We start from the raw sequence: 19,654 nt of genomic DNA, 5'->3' as shown, positions 1-19,654 counted from the left end.
CGCCGTAGAACGCGTTCCAGCGCGGCGGCCCTCTGTATAGCCCAGCGGCCGTGGGTTGTGAAGGCTTGTGACGGAGCGTCAGTTCACTCGCCCGTGACATTTGTCCTGCCCGAGTCCGTACAAGCGCCTCTGCCGGGGGCGCCTCCGGCTCCGTAGCGTCGTAGCCATGACACAGACAGGCACGAGACCGACGGGCATGACGCGGACACCGCGTGCCGTGTCCTTCACGGGGGCGGCCAAGACCTTCGGCGACGTGTGCGCCGTCGACGGTGTGACCCTGGAGATCGAGCGTGGCGAGACCGTCGCCCTCCTGGGCCGCAACGGGGCCGGCAAGTCGACCGCGATCTCGCTGCTGCTGGGGCTCAACGCGCCCGACGCGGGCACGGTGGAGCTGTTCGGCGCGCCGCCGGAGCAGGCGGTGCGCGCCGGACTGGTCGGGGCCATGCTCCAGGAGGCGCGGGCGGTGCCCCGGCTCACGGTCCGCGAGCTGGTCGCCTTCGTGGCCGGCCGCTACCCCGATCCGCTGCCCCTGGCCCGGGTCCTGGACCTGGCCGGCATCACCGAGCTGGCCGCGCGGCGGGTGGACCGGCTCTCCGGCGGTCAGACGCAGCGCGTCCGCTTCGCGGTGGCACTCGCCGGGAACCCCTCCCTGCTGGTGCTGGACGAGCCCACGGCAGCCCTGGACGTGGAGGCGCGCCGCGCCTTCTGGGACTCGATGCGGGCCTACGCGCGCGGCGGCCGGACGGTGCTGTTCTCCACGCACTACCTGGAGGAGGCCGACGCGTACGCCGACCGGATCCTGGTGCTGGACCGCGGCCGGATCGTCGCCGACGGCACCGGCGAGGAGCTGCGGCACGCGGCCGGCGGCAGCCTGGTCGCCTTCGACCTGGCCGGGCGCGGCACCGCGGGCCTGGAGCTGCTGCCGGGCGTGCGGTCGGTGGAGGTGCGCGGGGACCGGGCGCGGCTGCGCACCGACGACTCGGACGCGACCGTGATCGCCCTGGCCGGGCTGGGTGCGATACGGGGCCTGCAGGTCGCCCCGGCCTCGCTGGACGAGGCGTTCCTGGCGCTCACCGGCGCCCCTCACGAACGGGAGACGGTCTGATGCGCGACATGTGGGACTACCTGCGCCTGGAGGTGCGCCGCACCCTGCGCGACACGGGCTTCGTGATCGGCGGGATCGCGATGCCGGTGATGATGTACCTGCTGTTCACCAACATCGGCGACAGCAACGACGCGGACTGGCGGACCGCCTCGATGGTCGGCATGGCCGCCTACGGCGCGGTCGGCTCCGCGCTCAACACCGGCGGCGGGGTCGCCGAGGACCGGGCGCTCGGCTGGCTGCGGCAGCTGCGGGTCACCCCGATTACCCCGCGCCGGGTGGTCGCGGGCCGGGCGCTGACCGGTTCGGTGACCGTGCTGCCCGCGATCTGCGTGGTGCTGCTGGCGGGCGGGCTGGTCAACGGCGTACGGCTCGAAGTGTGGCAGTGGGCGCTGACGGCGCTGCTGCTGTGGCTCGGCTCGATCCCGTTCACCCTGCTCGGGCTGGGCAACGGCTACGGCCTGACCGCGCAGACCGCGGGAGTGGCGAACATGGTGTGCAACCTGGGGCTGGCGGTGCTCGGCGGCCTGTGGTTCCCGGTCGCCCTCTTCCCGCACTGGCTGCGCTCGGTGTCCGCGTACACGCCCACGAACCGGTTCGCGCAGCTCGGGGTGTCGGTCACACAGGGGCACGCACCGGCCGCGAGTGCGATTCTCGTGCTGTCGGTCTGGCTGCCGGCGTTCGGTTCGTACGCTGTTCTGTCGTACCGCCGCAACGCGGGAACCGTCTGATCGGGGGATCGGAACATGAGCTGGGCACGCAAGTTCTCCTGTCACCTTCACTCGTGGCAGGCGGCCGTCGGGGAGGCGCGGGAGGCTCAGCGGCACTGGAAGGAGAACAAGGGGCAGTTCAAGGCCGAGTGGAAGGCCTCGCGCAGGGCCGGGAGGCAGTGCGAGGAAACCCCCGGCCCGCCGCCCACCGGCTTCTCACTGCTGCCCTGGCTGCTGATGGGGCTGGGCTCCCTGTCGAACATCCTCCAGGGCAAGACGCCCGATCCGTGGATCGGCGGCGCCGGCCTGCTCACCTTCAACTCGCTGTACATCTACATCGTCTTCCGCGCCTTCGACAGGGAGCGGCGCGAGGCGCTCTCCACGCGGGTCGCGCTGTTGCTGATGGGTCTGGTGACCACCGGCCTCGCCCTCGGCTACGGCGACAACTGGCTGCTGTTCTTCCCGCTGCTGGGGCTCGCGACCGGCGCCGTCCTGCGTGGCCCCTGGCTGGGGAAGACGGGGCTGCTGCTGGCCGCGTTCGCCGGGGCGGTCTCGGCCGTCCACGACGGCTGGAACGGGATCAACATCGCCTACGCCACGTTCCTGTCGACGATGGTGACGGCGGCGATCCTGAGTCTGAGCGAGGCCGTGCGCGAACTGCGCGCGGCGCGTGAGGAGCTGGCCCTCCGGGCGGTGGAGGAGGAGCGCCTGCGCTTCTCCCGGGACCTGCACGACCTGCTCGGCCACACCCTGTCGGTGATCGTGGTGAAGTCGGAGGCGGCCCGCCGGCTGGCGCCCCGCGACATGGGGGCGGCGCTGACGCAGATCACCGACATCGAGTCCGTGGGCCGGCAGGCGCTGACCGAGATCCGCGAGGCCGTCACCGGCTACCGCGAGGGCAGCCTCAGCACGGAGCTCGACCGGGCCCGCTCGGCGCTGACGGCGGCCGGTATCGAGCCCGTGGTACGCCGCTCGGGTCCGCCGCTGACTCCGCAGACCGAGGCGCTGCTGGGCTGGGTGGTACGCGAGGCGGTCACCAACGCCGTACGGCACAGCGGCGCGAACCGCTGCGAGATCACCGTCGCCGGCGCGGCCGAACGCGTCCGCCTGACGATCGCGGACAACGGCGACGGCACGTCCGCCCAGCCGGCCGTGGCGGGGATCGGCGGCACCGGTCTGAAGGGCCTGACCGAGCGCCTCGCGACGGCAGGCGGCTCCTTGCGGGCCGGCCCGTCGCCGCGCGGCTTCGCGGTCACCGCGGAGCTCCCCCGGGACTCGGAGGAGCTCGCGACGGCGGCCCTGGCGGCCACCGCCACGGCTTCGGCCTCCGCCTCGGCTACGGCCACTACGGCTCCAGAGGCGTCGTGACCTGCCCGACGTCCGGAAGCCGACTGTGCGCGGTCTTCAATAACCTTGGGCCGTGAACGAGATGCCCCGCGACCACCGGCCCGCCGAGTCCGTCCGCGTCCTGCTCGCCGAGGATCAGGGAATGATGCGGGGCGCGCTCGCCCTGCTGCTCGGCATGGAGGAGGACATGGAGGTCGTCGCCCAGGTCGCGACGGGTGACGCGATCCTGGACGCCGCCCTGGCCCACCGCCCCGACGTGGCCCTGCTGGACATCGAACTGCCCGGCATGAGCGGCCTGGACGCCGCCGCCGAGCTGCGCGCGCGGGTGCCCGGCTGCCGGGTGCTCATCCTGACCACCTTCGGCAGGCCCGGCTATCTGCGCCGGGCCATGGAGGCGGGCGCGGCCGGTTTCCTGGTCAAGGACGGGCCGGTGGAGGAACTGGCCGCCGCGATCCGCCGTGTGCTCGGCGGCGAGACGGTGGTCGACCCGGCACTCGCGGCGGCCGCCCTGAGCGCCGGTCCGAATCCGCTCACCGCCCGCGAGCGCGACGTCCTCGAGGCGTCCGTGGACGGAGCTACGGTCGCCGACATCGCGGGCAGGCTCCACCTGTCGGAGTCCACCGTCCGCAACTACCTCTCCTCCGCGATCGGCAAGACCGGCACCCGCAACCGGATGGAGGCCATGCGCGAGGCCCGGCAGCAGGGCTGGCTGTAGGGGCGGCCCTCCCGCCGGGCCGGCCCACGCGCCGGACGTGGCCCGCCCTCTACTCCTGACCCGCTTTCCGCAGCCGGCCCGCTCCCCGGTCGGACCGCGGCAGCCACGCCAGCATCAGCAGGGCGGCCCCGAGCAGCACCACCGCCGCGGTGCGGAAGACCAGGGCGTAGCCCTCGGTCAGCGCCGCCGGGGTGGTGCGGCCGGCCGTGCGGGCCGCCGCGATGGTCGACATGACCGCGAGGCCCAGTGAACCGCCCATCGTGCGCGAGGTGTTGATGAGCCCGGACACGAGCCCGGCGTCGCCGGGGGCCGCCCCGGAGGTGGCCAGCGCGGCGAGCGGAGTCCCCGCCAGGCCCGCACCCAGCATCATCAGCACACCCGGCACCATGATCGCCGTCAGATAGGCCTCATCGGCCCGCATCGTGGACTGCCAGGCGAACCCGGCCGCGGCGACGGCCGTTCCCAGCACGGCGACGTTGCGCGCCCCCGCGCCGCGCATCAGGCGCGGCGCCAGCTTGGAGCCGAGGACGACGGCCAGCGAGCTGGGGACCAGGGCGAGCCCGGCGTCCAACGGCGAGTAGCCGAGCACGTTCTGCGCGTACAACGTCATGAAGAACCACATGCAGAACATCGCCGAACCGGAGACCAGCATCGCCGCGTTCGCCGACGCCACCGAGCGCAGCCGCAGCAGCCCGAGGGGCATCAGCGGGGCGGCCGTGCGCGCCTCCACGGCGAGGAAGAGCGCGACGAGCGCCAGGCCGGCCAGCAGCGGCACCAGCGTGACCGCCGCCGTCCAGCCCTCGGCCTCGGTCCGCGAGATGCCGTACGCCAGCGTCGCCAGTCCCGCCGTCACCAGCAGCGCACCGGGCAGGTCGAGTCGCCGCTGCCCGGCGGCCCGGCTCTCCACCAGCCACCGCACGGACCCGGCCAGCACCACCGCGCCGACCGGCACGTTGATCAGCAGTACCCACCGCCACGACAGGCCCTGCACCAGGATCCCGCCGACCAGGCCGCCCGCCGCGCCGCCGCCGGCGCCGACCGCCGTCCACGTGGCTATGGCCCGCGCCCGCGCCGCCCCCTCGGGCACCGCCGCGGTCAGCAGCGTCAGCGTGGAGGGCGCCAGCACGGCAGCACCCAGCCCCTGCACGGCCCGGGCGAGCAGCAGTTGCCAGCCCTCCTGTGCCAGCCCGCCGCCCAGCGAGGCCAGCGTGAACAGGCCGAGCCCGACCAGGAACATGCGCTTGCGCCCGTACAGGTCGCCGGCCCGGCCGCCCAGCAGCATGAACCCGGCGAAGGCGATGGCATAGGCGTTCACCACCCACTGCAACCCGGCCTCGCTCAGCCCGAGGTCGGTCCGCATCGACGGCAGGGCCACGTTGACGACGGACACGTCCAGCACGACCAGGAACTGTCCGGCGCAGGCGAGGGCCACCACGAGCCAGGTGGGCGGCGGCACGGTGCGGCGGCGGAGGGTCGGGGTGAGATCGGCGGCTTCGAGCATGGGCGTCATGGTCTCAAGCCGCCCGCGCCCCTTGCATCGGGATTTCGCACCGGTCCGCTTGGGCCGGAGGTCCTAGTCCCTCAGGGCCGTCCCTCAGGCCCGTCCCTCAAGCTCCGTCCCTCAAGCCCTCCCGCCGCCCTTCCGCCCCGCGAGCCTTCCCGCTCCTCCGTGCCGTACGTCCGCGACCGCGGACCCCCTGTCTGAAATCGAGTCAGATTCTTACGGAAGGGTCAAGGATTCGTTAGTACGCCAAAGCATCGGAATAGTTGCCTCGGCCTACGGGGTTTACCCGGCACTTGCTTGATCCGCACCGACGACCACCACTCCACTTTCTCGGCCCGGAGGCCCCCCTCAATGACGCTCACGACGACCAGTCGGCCCACCCGGAGCGCGAGCGGGGCCGTCGTCCCGGTGCTCGCCTTCGCGGGCATCGTTGTCGCGGTGATGCAGACCCTGCTCGTCCCGGTCATCAAGGATCTGCCGCAACTGCTGGAGACCTCGCCCAGCAACGCCACCTGGGTCCTGACCTCCACCCTCCTCTCGGGCGCCGTGGCCACACCGATCATGGGCCGCCTCGGCGACCTGTACGGCAAGCGCCGGATGCTGATCGCCAGCCTCGCGGTGATGGTGGCCGGCGCGCTGGTCAGCGCGTTCACCAGCGCCCTGCTGCCCATGATCGTGGGCCGCACCCTCCAGGGCTTCGCCATGGGCGCGATCCCCCTCGGCATCGGTCTGATGCGGGACATGCTCCCGCGCGAGCGGCTCGGCTCGGCGATGGCCCTGATGAGCTCCTCGATCGGCGTCGGCGGCGGACTGGCGCTGCCCGCCGCCGCCCTGGTCGCCCAGCACACGAACTGGCACGCCCTCTTCTACGGCGCCGCCGGCCTCGGCGCCCTCTCGATCGTCCTCACCCTCCTCGCCGTACCGGAGTCCCCGACGCGCGCCGAGGGCTCCTTCGACCTGCTGGGCGCGCTCGGCCTGTCCGCGGGGCTGGTGCTGTTCCTGCTGCCCATCACCAAGGGCAGCGACTGGGGCTGGTCCTCGGCCACCACGCTCGGCCTGTTCGCCGCCGCCGCCGCCGTCCTGCTGCTGTGGGGTCTGCTGGAGCTGCGCCTCGCGGCCCCGCTGGTCGACCTGCGCACCACCGCCCGCCGCGAGGTACTGCTCACCAACCTCGCCTCGATCATGGTCGGCGTCAGCTTCTACGTCGTCTCGCTCGTCCTGCCCCAGCTGCTCCAGCTGCCCTCCGCCACCGGCTACGGCCTCGGCCGGTCCATGGTCGTCGCGGGTCTGTGCGTGGCCCCGCTGGGCCTGACGATGATGTTCACGGCGCCCGTCTACGCCCGCCTGTCCGCCCGTTACGGCCCGAAGGTCACCCTGATCATCGGCCTGCTGGTCATCGCGATCGGCTACGGCGGCGGCCTCGGCCTGATGGACGCGGCCTGGCAGACCGTCATCACCTCCGTCGTCCTGGGCGCCGGCATCGGCCTGGCCTACTCGTCGCTGCCCGCGCTGATCGTCGGCGCGGTCCCGGCCTCCGAGACAGGCGCGGCCAACGGCCTCAACACCCTGATGCGGTCCATCGGCACCTCGGTGTCCAGCGCCGTGATCGGCATGGTGCTGGCCAACACCGCGAACCACGTGAACGGCCTCGCCGTCCCGACCATGCACGGCTTCCGCGTCTCCTTCCTGATCGCCACCGCCGCCGTCGCCCTCGGTCTGCTGCTCGCCCTGTGCCTGCCCCGGCCGAACCGCCAGACCACCCCGCAGCTGCGCGCCAGCAGCGAGGAGGACGCCAACCTGGCCCGTGCGGAGGAGGCGCTGCGGGGCTTCCGCGGCCGGGTCCTGGACGCCGACGGAGCCCCGGTCGCCCGCGCCAAGGTCACCCTGATCGACCGCCGTGGCCGCCAGGCGGGCGCCACGCTCTCCGCCGAGGACGGCAGTTACGCCCTCGCGGTCCCCGCCGAGGGCCCCTACGTCCTGGCCGCCCGCGCCGCCGGCCACGGACCGCACGCCTCCTCGGCGAGCCACGCGGGCGACGACCGCGCGATCGACCTGGACCTGTCCCTGCCGGGCGAGACGGTCACCGCGTGATCCGGCGCTCTCGCCGCTGAGACACACACCACTGGGAGAGAAACCCCACCGCACCCCCGGTCGCACCGCCGACCGGGGGTGCGGCAGCATGGGCGCCCTGAGCGGACGTACGACCGGAAGGACCCACCGCCATGACCGCGGCGCCCAAGCCCGACATCCTCGCCGCGTTCGAGTCCGCGAAGGGCTTCATGCCCACGGACGAGGGGCTGGCGCTGTACGCGGCCGCGGTGGAGGCCGGGCGGCTCGGGCTGCCGCTGCTGGAGGTCGGTACGTACTGCGGGCGGTCCACGATCCTGCTCGCCGACGCGGCCCGGCAGGCCGGGGTCACCGCGCTCACCGTCGACCACCACCGCGGCAGCGAGGAGCAGCAGCCCGGCTGGGAGTACCACGACCCGCAGACGGTGGACCCCGAGATCGGCCTGATGGACACGCTGCCCTCCTTCCGGCGCACGCTCCACAAGGCGGGCCTGGAGGAGCACGTGGTGGCGCTCGTCGGCCGCTCGCCCCAGGTCGCCGCCCTGTGGAACACCCCCCTCGGTCTGGTCTTCGTCGACGGCGGCCACACCGACGAGCACGCCGGCGCCGACTACGAGGGCTGGGCGCCGCACGTGGCCGTGGGCGGACTGCTGGTCATCCACGACGTGTTCCCGGACCCGGCGGACGAGTTCACCGGGCAGGCCCCGTACCGCGTGTACCTGAGGGCTCTGGAGTCCGGGGAGTTCACCGACGTCTCGGTGACCGACTCGTTGCGCGTCCTGCGGCGAACCGAAGCGTCCGCCCCCGCCCGCGGTTAGAGTCGCTGTCGTGTCGTACGTAGGCCCCGAGTTCGATCCCCCGCAGCCCGAGCGCCGCGAGTCCCCCGGCCGCTTCCGCCGGGGGCCCGTGGTCGCCCTCGCCGCGCTGGTGTCCGGTGCGCTGCTGGGCTGGCTCGCGTACGAGGCGGTGGGCTCCCCCGGCGGTTCGGGGGAGCCGGCTGCGGGTGGCGGCCCGGGTTCGAGCCAGGCGGCCGAGCGCTCGGCGACGAGCCGCCCCGCCTCGCCGTCCTCCGCCGCGTCCTCGTCCGGGAAGTCACCGGCCAAGCCGTCGTCGTCCTCCGCCTCCTCGGGCGACGACGGCAAGCAGGCGGGCACGCCCGCCGCCTCCGGCCCCCTCAAGGGCAAGGTGATCGTCATCGACCCGGGCCACAACCCGGGCAACTTCCAGCACGCGTCCGAGATCAACCGCAAGGTGGACATCGGCACCAACTGGAAGGAGTGCGACACCACGGGCACGTCCACCAACGCCGGTTACACCGAGGCCCGGTTCACGCTGGACGTGGCCCACCGGCTGCGGGCGCTGCTCCAACAGCAGGGCGCCACGGTCAAGTTGACCCACGACGACGGCTCACCGTCCTGGGGCCCCTGCGTCGACGAGCGCGCCCGGATCGGCAACACCGCGCACGCGGACGCGGCGATCTCCATCCACGCCGACGGGTCGGCGCCCGGCAACCGCGGCTTCCACGTCATCCTCCCGGCATCCGTCCACGCCGGCGCCGCCGACACCCGGCCGATCGCCGCCGCCTCCCACGAACTCGGCGCGAGCATCGCGGGCAACTTCGTGCGCGTGACGGGCGAGGCTCCCTCCAACTACATCGGTGACGGCACCGGTCTCGTCACACGAAAGGACCTGGGCGGTCTCAATCTGTCAACGGTTCCCAAGGTGTTCATCGAGTGCGGCAACATGCGCGATAGCAAGGACGCGGCACTGCTGGCCAGCGGCGCCTGGCGGCAGAAGGCGGCGGAAGGGATCTCCGAAGGAATCGTGAGCTTCCTGCACGGTTAGCGATCAGCGCGCTGATCCCGGCGGACAGCCCGGTCGGACGGACGGTAGTGTCACCGTACGACGAGGGGCCACCCCCGCGCTTCGCACCGGGCCCGGACGGCGACACGGTGACGGCGACGCCGCCTCTACCGACCACGAGACGACGACCTACGAAGGACCTGAAGTGAATATCCGCTCCCTCACTCGAGGCGACGGCGTGGTGATCGGAGCAGCGGTGTTGCTGTTCATCGCGTCGTTGCTCGACACGTACGACACGAGCTTCGCCAGCGGCAACGCCTGGGACGGGCTCGGTCTGGGCCTCGGCGTCTACATGGGCGGAGTGATCGGCGGCGCGCTGGTCGTCCTCAACCGGTGCCTGCCGCAGCAGCGCAAGGTGGCGGGCCTGGACCTGGGCACGGTCGGCGCGGCGTTCACCGTCCTCACGGCCTGGATCCTGTTCTGGAACCTGGTGGACACCCCCGCTTCGATCGACGCGGGCTCCGGCCTGATCCTCGGCTTCATCGCTGCTCTGGTGCTGGCGGGCGCGGCCGTCGCCACGCCTGTGCTCCCCGCCCTCCAGGCCGCCCTGGTCCCGGCCCCCAAGCCGGCCGCGCCGCACCCCTACGGTGCGCAGCCCCAGGGCGGCTACGGCTACCCGGGCGCCCAGCAGCCGCCGTACGGCGGGCAGCCGCAGCAGGGCCAGTCCTTCGGCGGCGGCCAGCCGCAGCAGGGCCAGCCGGCACCGGCGGCGGGGGCGTCCTTCTCGCCGTTCTGGTTCGCGGTGCCCGCGCCGCGGCCGCTGTTCGCGGAGGACGGTTCGCCCTCGCCGATCGCCGAGCTCGCGCCGGGCGTGTGGTACCTGGCCGTCGAGCAGCGCGGCCAGGGTTTCCTGACCGAGATGCAGGACGGCCGCCGCGGTGTCCTGCAGGACGCGTCGAACATCCAGCGCGGCTGATCCCGGCCCCAACTGCCGCACGGCCCCTCGCCCTTGTGGGCGGGGGGCCGTTGCCGTTGCGGTGCCGGCGGAGCCGGACGGATGAAAGCGGCTGTCAGGAGCCGCTCTTGAGCTGCGAGGCGGTCGGCACCTTGTTCTGGACCGGGGCGCCCGCGCCCTTGCCCGCGTCCTTCACCTTGTTGATGGTGTCGTTGAAGCTGCTCGCCGCCGAGCCGTCGCCCTTGCGAAGCTTGGCGGGCAGGTCCTTCAGGTCGTTGATGGCCGAGTTGAGCGGGGCGAGCGCCTTGGAGAGCGTCGGGTCGCCCTGGGCGTTGCGCACGGCCGCCTTGAGCCGGTTGTACGTGAACGCGCCGGCGAGCCCGGCCTTGAGAAGGGTCCTCTTGCGGTGCTCCGCGCCCTTCTTGAACTTGCCCTCCTTGTACGGTTTCCAGATCCACTCGTAGGTGGCGCCGGCCGCGAGGCCCGCGTTCGCCACGAAGCGGGTCTTGGCGAACTTCTGCCGTTCCGCGGACGTGGTCGGGCTGGGCGTGGGGTCGCCGACCGCGACGGCCGTGGTGCTGTGCTGTGGGCTGCTCTGCGGCGCGGCCCAGGCCGTGGAGCCGGCGAGCAGGGCGCAGCAGAGGGTGGGCGCCACAGCCAGGCGCCGTATCGGTACAGGCACGGTGTCCTCCCGAATCGGGGTTGCTCCAGGTGCTTGAGGTACTTGGGGTACTTCAGGCACTCCAGACGTCCGTGTGAACCAGGTCACCTCGCATGAAACAGGACACCTACCGTGCCGTCGGCGTCACTCCGCGTACCCATTACAGGTTTCAAGCAGCCTTCCGCGGCCAGACGAAAGGTATGTCCCCTCGATATCGCACGGGTTCCAACTCCGCCGGTACGGTCATCGCGGTCGTCGCGGACATCGTGGCCGTCATCCTCGGACTGTGGATCCTGATGTATCTGCTGGATGCGAACCGGGCCAACGACCTGGTGCAGTTCGTCCACCACGCGGCCAACTGGCTTGCCGGCTGGTCGCGCGACCTGTTCACCTTCAACGAGGCCTGGGCCAGGGTCGTGGCCGGTTACGGCCTGGCCGCCGTCGTCTACCTCTTCGTGGGCCACGCCGTCGCCAACCGCATGCACCGGCACTGACCGCGTGCGCTGACGGCGCGCGGTCGGCCGGCTTCGCCGGTCCGCCGCCGCCGTCAGTCGCAGCAGTCCGGGTCCAGGCCCTTGGGCAGGCGGTCGGCCGAGAAGACCGTGCAGGTGGGTTCGTGGCCGCCGAGGGCGGCGACGGCGAGGAGCAGCGACCCGGCGGTCCACGTGGTGAGCTCTCGGGGCCATATGGCGTCGTCCTCGAAGACGTAGCCCGTCCAGTACAGGCCCGTCTCACCGTCGCGCAGGTGCTGGATGGACTGCAGCACGTCGAGTGCGCGGTCGGACTCGCCCACCGCCCACAGCGTCAGGGCCAGTTCGGCCGACTCCCCGCCCGTGACCCACGGGTTGGGGACCACACAGCGCACGCCGAGACCGGGCACGACGAAGCGGTCCCAGTCCGCCTCGATGCGCGCCTTGGCCTCCGCGCCGGTCAGCGCGCCGCCCAGCACGGGGTAGTACCAGTCCATCGAGTAGCGGTCCTTGTCCAGGAACCGCTCCGGGTGCCTGCGGATGGCGTGCCGGAGCGCGCCGACCGCGAGTTCCCAGTCCGGCTGGGGCTCTTCACGCTGTTCGGCGATCGCCAGCGCGCAGCACAGCGCGTGGTGGATCGACGAGGACCCGGTCAGCAGCGCGTCCGCGGTGGCGGTCCCGTCGTCCTCCCGCTTCCAGCCGATCTGCCCGCCGGGCTGCTGCAGCCGCAGCACGAACTCGATCGCCGCGTACACCACCGGCCACATCCGGTCGAGGAACGTGTCGTCGCCGGTCGAGAGGTAGTGGTGCCAGACCCCGACGGCTATGTAGGCGACGAAGTTGGTCTCCCGGCCCGGGTCGGTGACGTCGTCGTGCGCGCCGTCCACGTAGGCCGCGTACCAGGAGCCGTCCGCAAGCTGGTGCCGGGCCAGCCACAGGTACGCCCGCTCGGCCGCCTCGTGCTCGCCCGCCGCGTCCAGCGCCATCGCCGCCTCGACGTGGTCCCAGGGGTCGAGGTGGTGCCCGCGGAACCACGGGATCGCCCCGTCCTCCCGCTGCACGGCGAGGATGCCTCGTACGGTCGCGGCGGCCTGCCCGGCGGTGAGGACCCCGGGCAGGACGAGGTGTTCTGTCCGGGGAGTGGTCACCTGGCGGCCGCCTCGCCGGTCCCCGCGAGCCGCGGCAGGTGCGGCTTGGTCGCGTAGGCCACGAAGCTCTTGCCGATCAGAGGGTTCAGCGCCTGCTCGGCCACCCGCGTGGCCAGCGGCTTCTTCATGATGTCCCAGACCAGCAGCTTGTGGTACGCCCGCACGGGCAGCGCCTTGTCGTTGTCGACGCCGAACGCGCACTTCAGCCACCAGTACGGCGAGTGCAGCGCGTGCGCGTGGTGGGTGCCGTACGGCCTGAGACCGGCTTCCCTGATCTTCGCCAGCAGATCGTCCGCCCTGTAGATGCGGATGTGGCCGCCCTCGACCTCGTGGTAGGCGTCGGACAGGGCCCAGCAGACCTTCTCGGGGCCGTAGCGCGGCACGGTGATCGCGATGCGCCCGCCCGGCCTGAGCACCCGGACCATCTCGGCCAGCACGCCCTTGTCGTCCGGGATGTGCTCCATCACCTCGGAGATGATGACCACGTCGAAGGACTCGTCGGGGAAGGGGAGCGCGAGGGCGTCGCCCTCCATCGCGGTGGCGGTGGCTCCCTGTGGTGCCTCCCCGGCCTCCTTCATCGCCGCGAACCACTTGGCGACCTCGCGGATCTCCTCGCCGTTGCGGTCCAGCGCCACGACCTGCGCACCGCGCCGGTAGCACTCGAACGCGTGCCGGCCGGCGCCGCAGCCGAGGTCCAGGACGCGGTCGCCCGGGGCGAGCGGGAACCGGGAGAAGTCGACGGTCAGCACGTGGCCCTGCTTTCGGAATAGACAACCTCTGAGGCCGCACAGCGGCCGGAATCATGGACCGCGGAGCGGTCGGTGCCTTGGGGCGCGGAGCGGCGCGTGTCCGGGGCCGCGCAACGGCGCGTGCCCGGACCGGCGGAGGCTGCGACGGCCTCCCGGTAGTGGGCCACCGTGCCCTCTGCCGCCCGCGCCCACGTGAAGTGGCGCAGCACCCTTTCCCGTCCCGCCGCGCCCAGCCGCGTACGCAGCTCCGGGTCGCCCAGCAGCCGGCAGAGGGCGGCGGCCAGGGCGCCCGCGTCGCCCGGCGGCACCGCCAGGCAGGTCTCCCCGTCACGCCCGGCGACCTCGGGGATCGCGCCACCGGTCGTGGCGACCAGCGGTGTGCCCGTGGCCATGGCCTCGGCCGCCGGGAGGGAGAAGCCCTCGTACAGGGAGGGCACGCAGGCGACCTCGGCCGAGCGCACGAGATCGACCAGTTCGGCGTCGGTGATGCCCTTGACGAACTCGACGGCGCCTTCGAGGCCGTAGCGCTCGATGGCCTGCGCGACCGGCCCGTCCTCGGCCCGCTTGCCGACGACGACGAGGTGCGCCTCGGGCTGTTCCGCGCGCACCTTCGCCAGCGCCTCGACGAGGAAGACCAGGCCCTTGAGCGGCACGTCCGCGCTGGAGGTGGTCACGATCCGGCCCGGCACCTGCGGCACGGACGGATCGGGCGAGAACAGGTCGGTGTCGGCGCCGATGTGCACGACGTGCACGCGGGCGGGGCGGACGCCGAGGTGGTCGACGATCTCCTGCCGGGAGCTGCCGGAGACGGTGAGCACGGACGGCAGCCGGCGGGCGACCCGCTTCTGCATGCGCGTGAAGGCGTACCAGCGCCGCACGGACCACCGCCGCTGCCAGCCATCGGCGGCGTCCAGCTCCAACTGCCGGTCCACGGTGATGGGGTGGTGGACGGTGGTCACCAGTGGCGCGCCGACGTCTCCCAGCAGCCCGTACCCCAGCGTCTGGTTGTCGTGCACGACGTCGAACTCGCCGCGCCGGGCGCGCAGATGGCGGCGGGCGCGCAGGGAGAACGTCAGCGGCTCGGGGAAGCCGCCGGTCCACATGGTGGCGACCTCCAGCGCGTCGACCCAGTCGCGGTACTCGTCGCGGCCCGGGCTGCGGAAGGGGTCCGGCTGGCGGTAGAGGTCGAGGCTGGGCAGCTCGGTCAGGCTCAGCCGGCCCGGGGCACCGTCCTCCAGGGCGTCGAGGACGGGGTAGGGCTGGGCGCCGATCACCTCGACCCGGTGGCCGAGGCGGGCCAGCTCGCGCGAGAGATGGCGTACGTAGACGCCCTGGCCGCCGCAGAACGGGTTTCCCTTGTAGGTGAGGAGCGCGATGTCGAGCGGTCGCTCGCCGTCCGCGGCGAGGTCCGTGGGGGACCCCGCCTGACTGGCCTCAGCGGTCACTCTGGGCCCCCTTCTGACTGCACTGTCCCGCGAGATTACGCCGGGACGCTAATCTAGAACAAGTTTCAGACTTGATCGTCCAGGAGGCTCCGAATCTACCGGCAGGTAGCCCGGCTGTGAGCAGTGGATCAGGTGATTCGCGCCACGGCTCGCGCCCTGGCCGGGGCCCTGCCATGCTGTCCGATCGCACGCCCTCACCGACTGTCACGGAACGGTACCCATGCCTGCGCAAGCCAAGGTGGAAGCCAGCACCGCGCGGTCGTCCCCCAAGCCCGCGACCTCGCGCGAGCCGGGGGCGGCCATGTCTCCGTCCCTCACCGAGCGGCAGGAGGAGCGCCGCCGCCGGATCCTGCGCGCGAGCGCGCAGCTCGCCGGCCGGGGCGGCTTCGACGCGGTGCAGATGCGTGAGGTCGCGGAGTCCTCGCAAGTGGCCCTGGGGACCCTCTACCGGTACTTCCCGTCGAAGGTGCACCTGCTGGTCGCCACCATGCAGGACCAGCTGGAGCGCATGCACGGCACGCTGCGCAAGAAGCCGCCGGCCGGGGACAGCGCGGCCGAGCGGGTCGCGGAGACCCTGATGCGCGCCTTCCGCGCCCTGCAGCGCGAGCCGCACCTGGCGGACGCGATGGTCCGCGCGCTGACCTTCGCGGACCGCAGCGTGAGCCCCGAGGTCGACCAGGTCTCCCGCCAGACGACGGCGATCATCCTGGACGCGATGGGGCAGGACGACCCGACCCCCGAGCAGCTCTCCGCCGTCCGCGTGATCGAGCACACCTGGCACTCGGCGCTGATCACCTGGCTCTCGGGCCGGGCCTCCATCGCCCAGGTGAAGATAGACATAGAGACGGCATGCAGGCTGATCGACCTGACGGCAGCCGACGAGAGCTGATCGCACCAGACGAGCGCTGAAGGCACCGGACGGGAACCGATCGGCCGGGGTGCGGGACGGCGCTGGACGGCGCCACGGAAAAAACGGCGCCACGGAAAACGAGGAAGGCGCCACCGAGAGGGCGGCGCCGGACACGAGAAAACCTACGAGACGGGTTCCCTTCGCCGGTATTGTCCGGATCAGGTATTGGGGGTCGCCTTCCGGTCTCTCGACCTTCCAGCCTCTCAGCCCGACCGTCGACGTCGGCCTCGGCGGATGCCGTAGCGTCTCGCCAAAGTCGGCTACTCCGGTCGAACTCCCTCACTCGTCCCGTAGGCAATTTCAGGATAGAACGCCACGAGCCGGACATAAAAGCCGTAGCACAAGATTTTTTCTCGAATACCCCGGCGGCGACAAACCGATGGCACCCCGTGCCACGCTCCTGCTAGACAGGATCATGGACCCCCTGGAGCGGCTCTTGGCCGAACGCGCCTGCGAGCGCCTTGTCATCGACTTCGTGCACCGCCTGGACCTGGGCGATCCCGGCTCCGTGGCCGAGCTGTTCACACAGGACGGCGTCTGGACGTGGCCGGCACCCGGTGACGGCCGCCGCATCGAGGGACGTGAGGCGCTGCGCGCCTACTTCGCCTCCCGTCCCGCCGACCGGCTCTCCCGCCGCCTGATGTCGAACATCGCCGTCACGGTGACCGCCGCGGACACGGCCACGGCCGTCTCCTACTTCACGACCTACCGCGTGGACGGCCACATCGGCGGCATGGTCCCCGCCGGCCCACCCGTCCAGATCGGTCACTACGCGGACGAGTTCCGGCAGGTCGCCGGCGCCTGGCTGCTGGCCCGCCGAACGCTGCACCTGCCCTTCGGCGGCCCGACACCCGTCCGTCCCGGGCAGGAACCGGGCCGGTAGAGTGACCGGGTCGTCTTCACGCCTGTTCGGGGGGAAGCCGGTGAGACTCCGGCGCTGACCCGCAACCGTGAGCCGCCCCCGGTGGGCGGCGAGCCGGACTGCCCCGTGCGCGAGCGTGACCGGCTCACGTGCGCCGGCAGCCCGCCGCCGTACGGCACCGTCGAGGTATACGGAGCCGAGCCGCCGGGGTGTCCCGTGCTGCCCGGCTCCCCCACAGGGAGGGGCATCCGCCCATCATGAAGATCCGCCCCAGCGCCGCGGTCCTGGCCGCCGTCGCCGTGATCGGCATATCGGCGCCCGCCGTCGCCGCCGACTCGTCCCCCTCTCCCTCCGGCTCCCCCGCGCTGCCCTCCGGGCTCTACGGCAGCACCGACCCCAAGTACGACGGCGTATGGCGGCAGTCCCTCGCCCTGCTCGCGCAGCACACGGTCGGTGTGCGCCCCGCCGCCGAGGCCGTGGACTGGCTGACGGGACAGCAGTGCGCGAACGGCGCGTTCGCGCCCTTCCGCCCCGACGCTTCCCGCGCCTGCGACGCCAAGGTCATGGTCGACACCAACAGCACGGCCGCCGCCGTCCAGGCCCTCGCCGCGCTCGGCGGCCACGACGCCGCCACCGGCAAGGCGGTGTCCTGGCTGAAGTCCGTGCAGAACGCCGACGGCGGCTGGGGATACGCGCCCGGCGGACCCAGCGACACCAACTCCACCTCGGTCGTGATCGGCGCCCTCGCCGCCGCGGGCGAGAAGCCCGCCGCCGTCCGCAAGGGGGACAAGTCCCCCTACGACGCGCTGCTCGCGTTCGCCCTGCCGTGTTCCGGCGACCACGCCGGCGCCGGCGCCTTCGCCTACCAGCCCGACAAGAAGGGCAAGCTCGCCGCCAACGCGGACGCGACCGCCGCCGGCGTGGTCGCCGCGCTCGGTCAGGGCATGACCGCCCGGGCCGCGCAGGGCGCCGGGAGCGGTGGTCCGCGATGCTCCGACTCCGGCGGGTCCACCTCCGCCCGGGCCGCCGCCAACGGCGCCTCGTACCTCACCGGCGCCGTCGCCGCGAACGGCTACCTGACCTCCGTGCTCCCCGGCGCCACCGACCAGCCCGACTACGGCAACACCGCCGACGCGGTCGTCGCGCTCGCCGCGCAGGGCGGGGCCGCGCAGGCGCGAAAGCCCCTCCAGTGGCTGGAGAAGCACTCCGAGGCATGGGCGAAGCAGAGCGGTCCCGCCGCGTACGCCCAGCTCGTCTTCGCCGCCCACGCGACCGGCACCGACCCGCGCGACTTCGGCGGTCTCGACCTGGTCGAGCGCCTCAACGCCACCGGGCCCGCGCCCCAGAAGGCCGCCGGCGCGAGCGCGGAGGGCGCCACGGACATCGCGAAGGACAACTCCACCTACGGCATCTGGTGGGGTGCCGGGATCCTCCTGGTCGTCGTCATCGGCGTCGGCCTCCTGCTGGGTCGGCGCAAGGGCCGGAAGGTGCGGCAGCCGTGACACGCCGCCTCCGCGCGCTTGCCGCCCTGCTGCTCGCCGCCGCCTGCCTGCTGTCGGCGGGGGTGGGCCAGGCGCAGGCGGTGGGTTACCGCTACTGGTCCTTCTGGGACCGCGACGGCGGCCACTGGACGTACGCCACACAGGGGCCGTCCACGGCCCGCCCCTCCGACGGCGACGTGCAGGGATTCCGTTTCGCGGTGAGCCAGGACTCCCAGGACGCGGCAGAACCGCGCGGGACGGCGGACTTCGCGGCCGTCTGCGCCAAGACGCCGGCCCAGCAGGGCAGGAAGCGGATCGCGCTGGTCCTCGACTTCGGGACGAAGGCCGACGCGCCCTCCGGCGAGACCCCGCCCGCGCCGCGCACGGCCTGTGCCCGCGTGCCCGCCGACGCCACGACGGCGGAGGCCCTGGCGGCGGTCGCGGGGCCCCTGCGCTACGACACCAACGCCCTGCTGTGCGCCATCGACGGGTATCCCCGCAAGGGGTGCGGCGAGCAGGTCGCGTCGGGGAAGAGCCCGAAGTCGGACACGACGGACACGAACGGCGCGAAGGGCGAGGCGGGCGAGGCGAAGAAGACGGATGAGGGCGGTCCCACCGTCGGTCTCGTCGCGGGCGGTGCCGTGGTGGTCGTACTGGCCGGCGCGGCCGTCTGGCAGGCGCGGCGGCGCCGGCATGCGTGAGGCGGCCGGCGGCGCACGCCCCGGCCCGCGCGGGGCGGCCGGTGTGCACGCGGGCGCCTGGTGGCTGTGGGCCCTGGCCCTCGGCACCGGCGCCACCCGCACCACCAATCCCCTCCTCCTCGCCCTCCTCCTCACGGTCTCCGCCTACGTCGTGGTGACCTGCCGGCCCGACACCCCCGCCGCCCGCTCGTACACCGCCTTCGTCCGGCTCGCCCTCGCCGTCCTCGTCATCCGTCTCGTCTTCGCCGTCGCCCTCGGCTCGCCGATCCCCGGCACGCACGTGCTCCTCACCCTGCCCGAAGTCCCGCTCCCGCACTGGGCGCAGGGCATCCGCCTGGGCGGCCGGGTCACCGCCGAGTCGCTGGTCTTCGCCCTGTACGACGGCCTGAAGCTGGCCACTCTGCTCATCTGCGTCGGCGCCGCCAACGCCCTGGCCGCCCCCGCCCGGCTCCTCAAGTCGCTCCCGGGCGCCCTGTACGAGACGGGCGTCGCCGTCGTGGTCGCCCTCACCTTCGCCCCGCACCTGGTCGCCGACGGCCGCCGGCTGCGCGCGGCGCGCCGGCTGCGCGGGCGGCCCGACCGGGGCGTCCGCGGTCTGCTGCACGTGGGGCTGCCGGTCCTGGAGGGCGCGCTGGAGCGTTCCGTCGCCCTTGCCGCCGCGATGGACGCCCGTGGCTACGGCCGTACGGCCGAGGTCGCTCCCGCCGTGCGCCGCACCACCGCCGCGCTGACCCTCGGGGGCCTGCTCGGTGTCTGCGCCGGAACGTACGGACTGCTCACCGCCGAGGGCGGCACCTACGGCCTGCCGGTCCTGCTCGCCGGGCTCGCCGCCGCCCTCGCCGGACTCCGGCTCGGCGGCCGCCGCTCTGTGCGCACCCGCTACCGCCCCGACAGCTGGAACCTCCGCTCCTGCCTGGTCGCCGGATCGGGAGCGGCCGTCGCGGCCCTGCTCACGCTCGCCGCCGCCCGCGACCCCGAAGCCCTGCACCCCGGTGTCGTTCCCCTGGCCGCCCCGGCCCTCCCC

At 73.0% G+C, this 19,654-nt stretch carries 19 protein-coding genes; 14 read left to right on the top strand and 5 right to left on the bottom strand.

Translation table 11 applies throughout. The annotated features are described in order from the left end of the window. Positions 1–166: 166 nt before the first annotated feature. From BZY54_RS17345 to BZY54_RS17330, 4 genes are all read left to right on the top strand, one after another. Entirely contained in the window at positions 167–1,105 is a 939-nt protein-coding gene (locus tag BZY54_RS17345; protein ID WP_086726104.1) for an ABC transporter ATP-binding protein, read from the top strand. Between the two features lie 8 nt (positions 1,106–1,113). Next, on the top strand, positions 1,114–1,833 hold the full coding sequence (locus BZY54_RS17340) for an ABC transporter permease (protein ID WP_086726115.1): 720 nt from the start codon (positions 1,114–1,116) through the stop codon (positions 1,831–1,833). Between the two features lie 15 nt (positions 1,834–1,848). Continuing rightward, positions 1,849–3,180 (top strand): sensor histidine kinase, encoded by a 1,332-nt coding sequence (locus BZY54_RS17335; protein ID WP_086726103.1) that lies wholly within the window; start codon positions 1,849–1,851, stop codon positions 3,178–3,180. Between the two features lie 61 nt (positions 3,181–3,241). Next, the gene (locus tag BZY54_RS17330) at positions 3,242–3,874 is read left to right on the top strand and encodes a response regulator transcription factor (RefSeq protein ID WP_086726114.1); all 633 of its coding nucleotides are present in this window, start codon (positions 3,242–3,244) and stop codon (positions 3,872–3,874) included. A gap of 49 nt (positions 3,875–3,923) precedes the next feature. Here BZY54_RS17330 and BZY54_RS17325 read toward each other — a convergent pair whose 3' ends face one another. Next, positions 3,924–5,384, bottom strand: coding sequence for an MFS transporter (locus tag BZY54_RS17325; RefSeq protein WP_086726102.1), 1,461 nt, complete (start codon positions 5,382–5,384; stop codon positions 3,924–3,926). A 345-nt stretch (positions 5,385–5,729) separates the two neighbouring features. Here BZY54_RS17325 and BZY54_RS17320 point away from each other — a divergent pair, with 345 nt between their 5' ends. From BZY54_RS17320 to BZY54_RS17305, 4 genes are all read left to right on the top strand, one after another. Then, the gene (locus tag BZY54_RS17320; RefSeq protein WP_086726101.1) at positions 5,730–7,469 is read left to right on the top strand and encodes an MFS transporter; all 1,740 of its coding nucleotides are present in this window, start codon (positions 5,730–5,732) and stop codon (positions 7,467–7,469) included. Positions 7,470–7,600: 131 nt separating this feature from the next. Continuing rightward, positions 7,601–8,263, top strand: coding sequence for a class I SAM-dependent methyltransferase (locus BZY54_RS17315; RefSeq protein ID WP_086726100.1), 663 nt, complete (start codon positions 7,601–7,603; stop codon positions 8,261–8,263). Between the two features lie 10 nt (positions 8,264–8,273). Next, complete coding sequence (locus BZY54_RS17310) at positions 8,274–9,290, top strand: N-acetylmuramoyl-L-alanine amidase (RefSeq protein WP_086726099.1); 1,017 nt, start codon at positions 8,274–8,276, stop codon at positions 9,288–9,290. A gap of 196 nt (positions 9,291–9,486) precedes the next feature. Continuing rightward, complete coding sequence (locus BZY54_RS17305; RefSeq protein WP_086726098.1) at positions 9,487–10,224, top strand: DUF5336 domain-containing protein; 738 nt, start codon at positions 9,487–9,489, stop codon at positions 10,222–10,224. Between the two features lie 94 nt (positions 10,225–10,318). Here the strand turns inward: BZY54_RS17305 and BZY54_RS17300 are convergent, their stop codons facing one another. After that, positions 10,319–10,885 carry a hypothetical protein gene (locus tag BZY54_RS17300; RefSeq protein WP_086726097.1) on the bottom strand — a complete coding sequence of 189 codons (567 nt, stop codon included), beginning with the start codon at positions 10,883–10,885 and terminating at the stop codon, positions 10,319–10,321. Positions 10,886–11,064: 179 nt separating this feature from the next. Here BZY54_RS17300 and BZY54_RS17295 point away from each other — a divergent pair, with 179 nt between their 5' ends. Next, complete coding sequence (locus BZY54_RS17295; RefSeq protein ID WP_086726096.1) at positions 11,065–11,358, top strand: hypothetical protein; 294 nt, start codon at positions 11,065–11,067, stop codon at positions 11,356–11,358. 53 nt (positions 11,359–11,411) lie between these two features. Here the strand turns inward: BZY54_RS17295 and BZY54_RS17290 are convergent, their stop codons facing one another. The 3 genes from BZY54_RS17290 to BZY54_RS17280 are packed head-to-tail and all read right to left on the bottom strand — an operon-like array spanning position 11,412 to position 14,676. Further along, positions 11,412–12,482: a prenyltransferase/squalene oxidase repeat-containing protein gene (locus BZY54_RS17290; protein WP_086726095.1), complete on the bottom strand. Its 1,071-nt coding sequence runs from the start codon at positions 12,480–12,482 to the stop codon at positions 11,412–11,414. Beyond that, positions 12,479–13,231: a class I SAM-dependent methyltransferase gene (locus tag BZY54_RS17285; protein ID WP_086726094.1), complete on the bottom strand. Its 753-nt coding sequence runs from the start codon at positions 13,229–13,231 to the stop codon at positions 12,479–12,481. Before BZY54_RS17285 ends, BZY54_RS17290 begins: the two co-directional genes overlap by 4 nt. Beyond that, entirely contained in the window at positions 13,225–14,676 is a 1,452-nt protein-coding gene (locus BZY54_RS17280; protein WP_086726093.1) for a glycosyltransferase family 4 protein, read from the bottom strand. Before BZY54_RS17280 ends, BZY54_RS17285 begins: the two co-directional genes overlap by 7 nt. 220 nt (positions 14,677–14,896) lie before the next feature. Here BZY54_RS17280 and BZY54_RS17275 point away from each other — a divergent pair, with 220 nt between their 5' ends. The 5 genes from BZY54_RS17275 to BZY54_RS17255 form a co-directional block, all read left to right on the top strand. Beyond that, entirely contained in the window at positions 14,897–15,565 is a 669-nt protein-coding gene (locus tag BZY54_RS17275) for a TetR family transcriptional regulator (RefSeq protein ID WP_086726092.1), read from the top strand. Between the two features lie 436 nt (positions 15,566–16,001). Further along, positions 16,002–16,469 carry a nuclear transport factor 2 family protein gene (locus BZY54_RS17270; RefSeq protein ID WP_086726091.1) on the top strand — a complete coding sequence of 156 codons (468 nt, stop codon included), beginning with the start codon at positions 16,002–16,004 and terminating at the stop codon, positions 16,467–16,469. A 236-nt stretch (positions 16,470–16,705) separates the two neighbouring features. Next, the gene (locus BZY54_RS17265) at positions 16,706–17,950 is read left to right on the top strand and encodes an SCO2321 family membrane protein (RefSeq protein ID WP_086726090.1); all 1,245 of its coding nucleotides are present in this window, start codon (positions 16,706–16,708) and stop codon (positions 17,948–17,950) included. Beyond that, complete coding sequence (locus tag BZY54_RS17260) at positions 17,947–18,630, top strand: SCO2322 family protein (protein WP_086726089.1); 684 nt, start codon at positions 17,947–17,949, stop codon at positions 18,628–18,630. The genes BZY54_RS17265 and BZY54_RS17260 overlap by 4 nt, the downstream gene beginning before the upstream one ends. Further along, the coding region (locus tag BZY54_RS17255; protein WP_086726113.1) for a CbiQ family ECF transporter T component at positions 18,623–19,654 on the top strand (1,032 nt) is incomplete at its 3' end. The genes BZY54_RS17260 and BZY54_RS17255, both read left to right, overlap by 8 nt.

It is taken from the genome of Streptomyces carpinensis (assembly GCF_002154505.1).
Lineage (GTDB): Bacteria > Actinomycetota > Actinomycetes > Streptomycetales > Streptomycetaceae > Streptomyces > Streptomyces carpinensis.
The sequence above is the reverse complement of the archived record's forward strand: the minus strand, read 5'-3'. Positions and strand labels throughout refer to the sequence as shown.

Coding starts and splice junctions, on each gene's coding strand:
- BZY54_RS17295 (WP_086726096.1), top strand. CDS start 11,065: ATGTCCCCTCGATATCGCACGGGTTCCAACTCCGCCGGTACGGTCATC.
- BZY54_RS17275 (WP_086726092.1), top strand. CDS start 14,897: ATGCCTGCGCAAGCCAAGGTGGAAGCCAGCACCGCGCGGTCGTCCCCC.
- BZY54_RS17330 (WP_086726114.1), top strand. CDS start 3,242: ATGCCCCGCGACCACCGGCCCGCCGAGTCCGTCCGCGTCCTGCTCGCC.
- BZY54_RS17265 (WP_086726090.1), top strand. CDS start 16,706: ATGAAGATCCGCCCCAGCGCCGCGGTCCTGGCCGCCGTCGCCGTGATC.
- BZY54_RS17335 (WP_086726103.1), top strand. CDS start 1,849: ATGAGCTGGGCACGCAAGTTCTCCTGTCACCTTCACTCGTGGCAGGCG.
- BZY54_RS17340 (WP_086726115.1), top strand. CDS start 1,114: ATGTGGGACTACCTGCGCCTGGAGGTGCGCCGCACCCTGCGCGACACG.
- BZY54_RS17315 (WP_086726100.1), top strand. CDS start 7,601: ATGACCGCGGCGCCCAAGCCCGACATCCTCGCCGCGTTCGAGTCCGCG.
- BZY54_RS17325 (WP_086726102.1), bottom strand. CDS start 5,384: ATGACGCCCATGCTCGAAGCCGCCGATCTCACCCCGACCCTCCGCCGC.
- BZY54_RS17270 (WP_086726091.1), top strand. CDS start 16,002: ATGGACCCCCTGGAGCGGCTCTTGGCCGAACGCGCCTGCGAGCGCCTT.
- BZY54_RS17320 (WP_086726101.1), top strand. CDS start 5,730: ATGACGCTCACGACGACCAGTCGGCCCACCCGGAGCGCGAGCGGGGCC.
- BZY54_RS17345 (WP_086726104.1), top strand. CDS start 167: ATGACACAGACAGGCACGAGACCGACGGGCATGACGCGGACACCGCGT.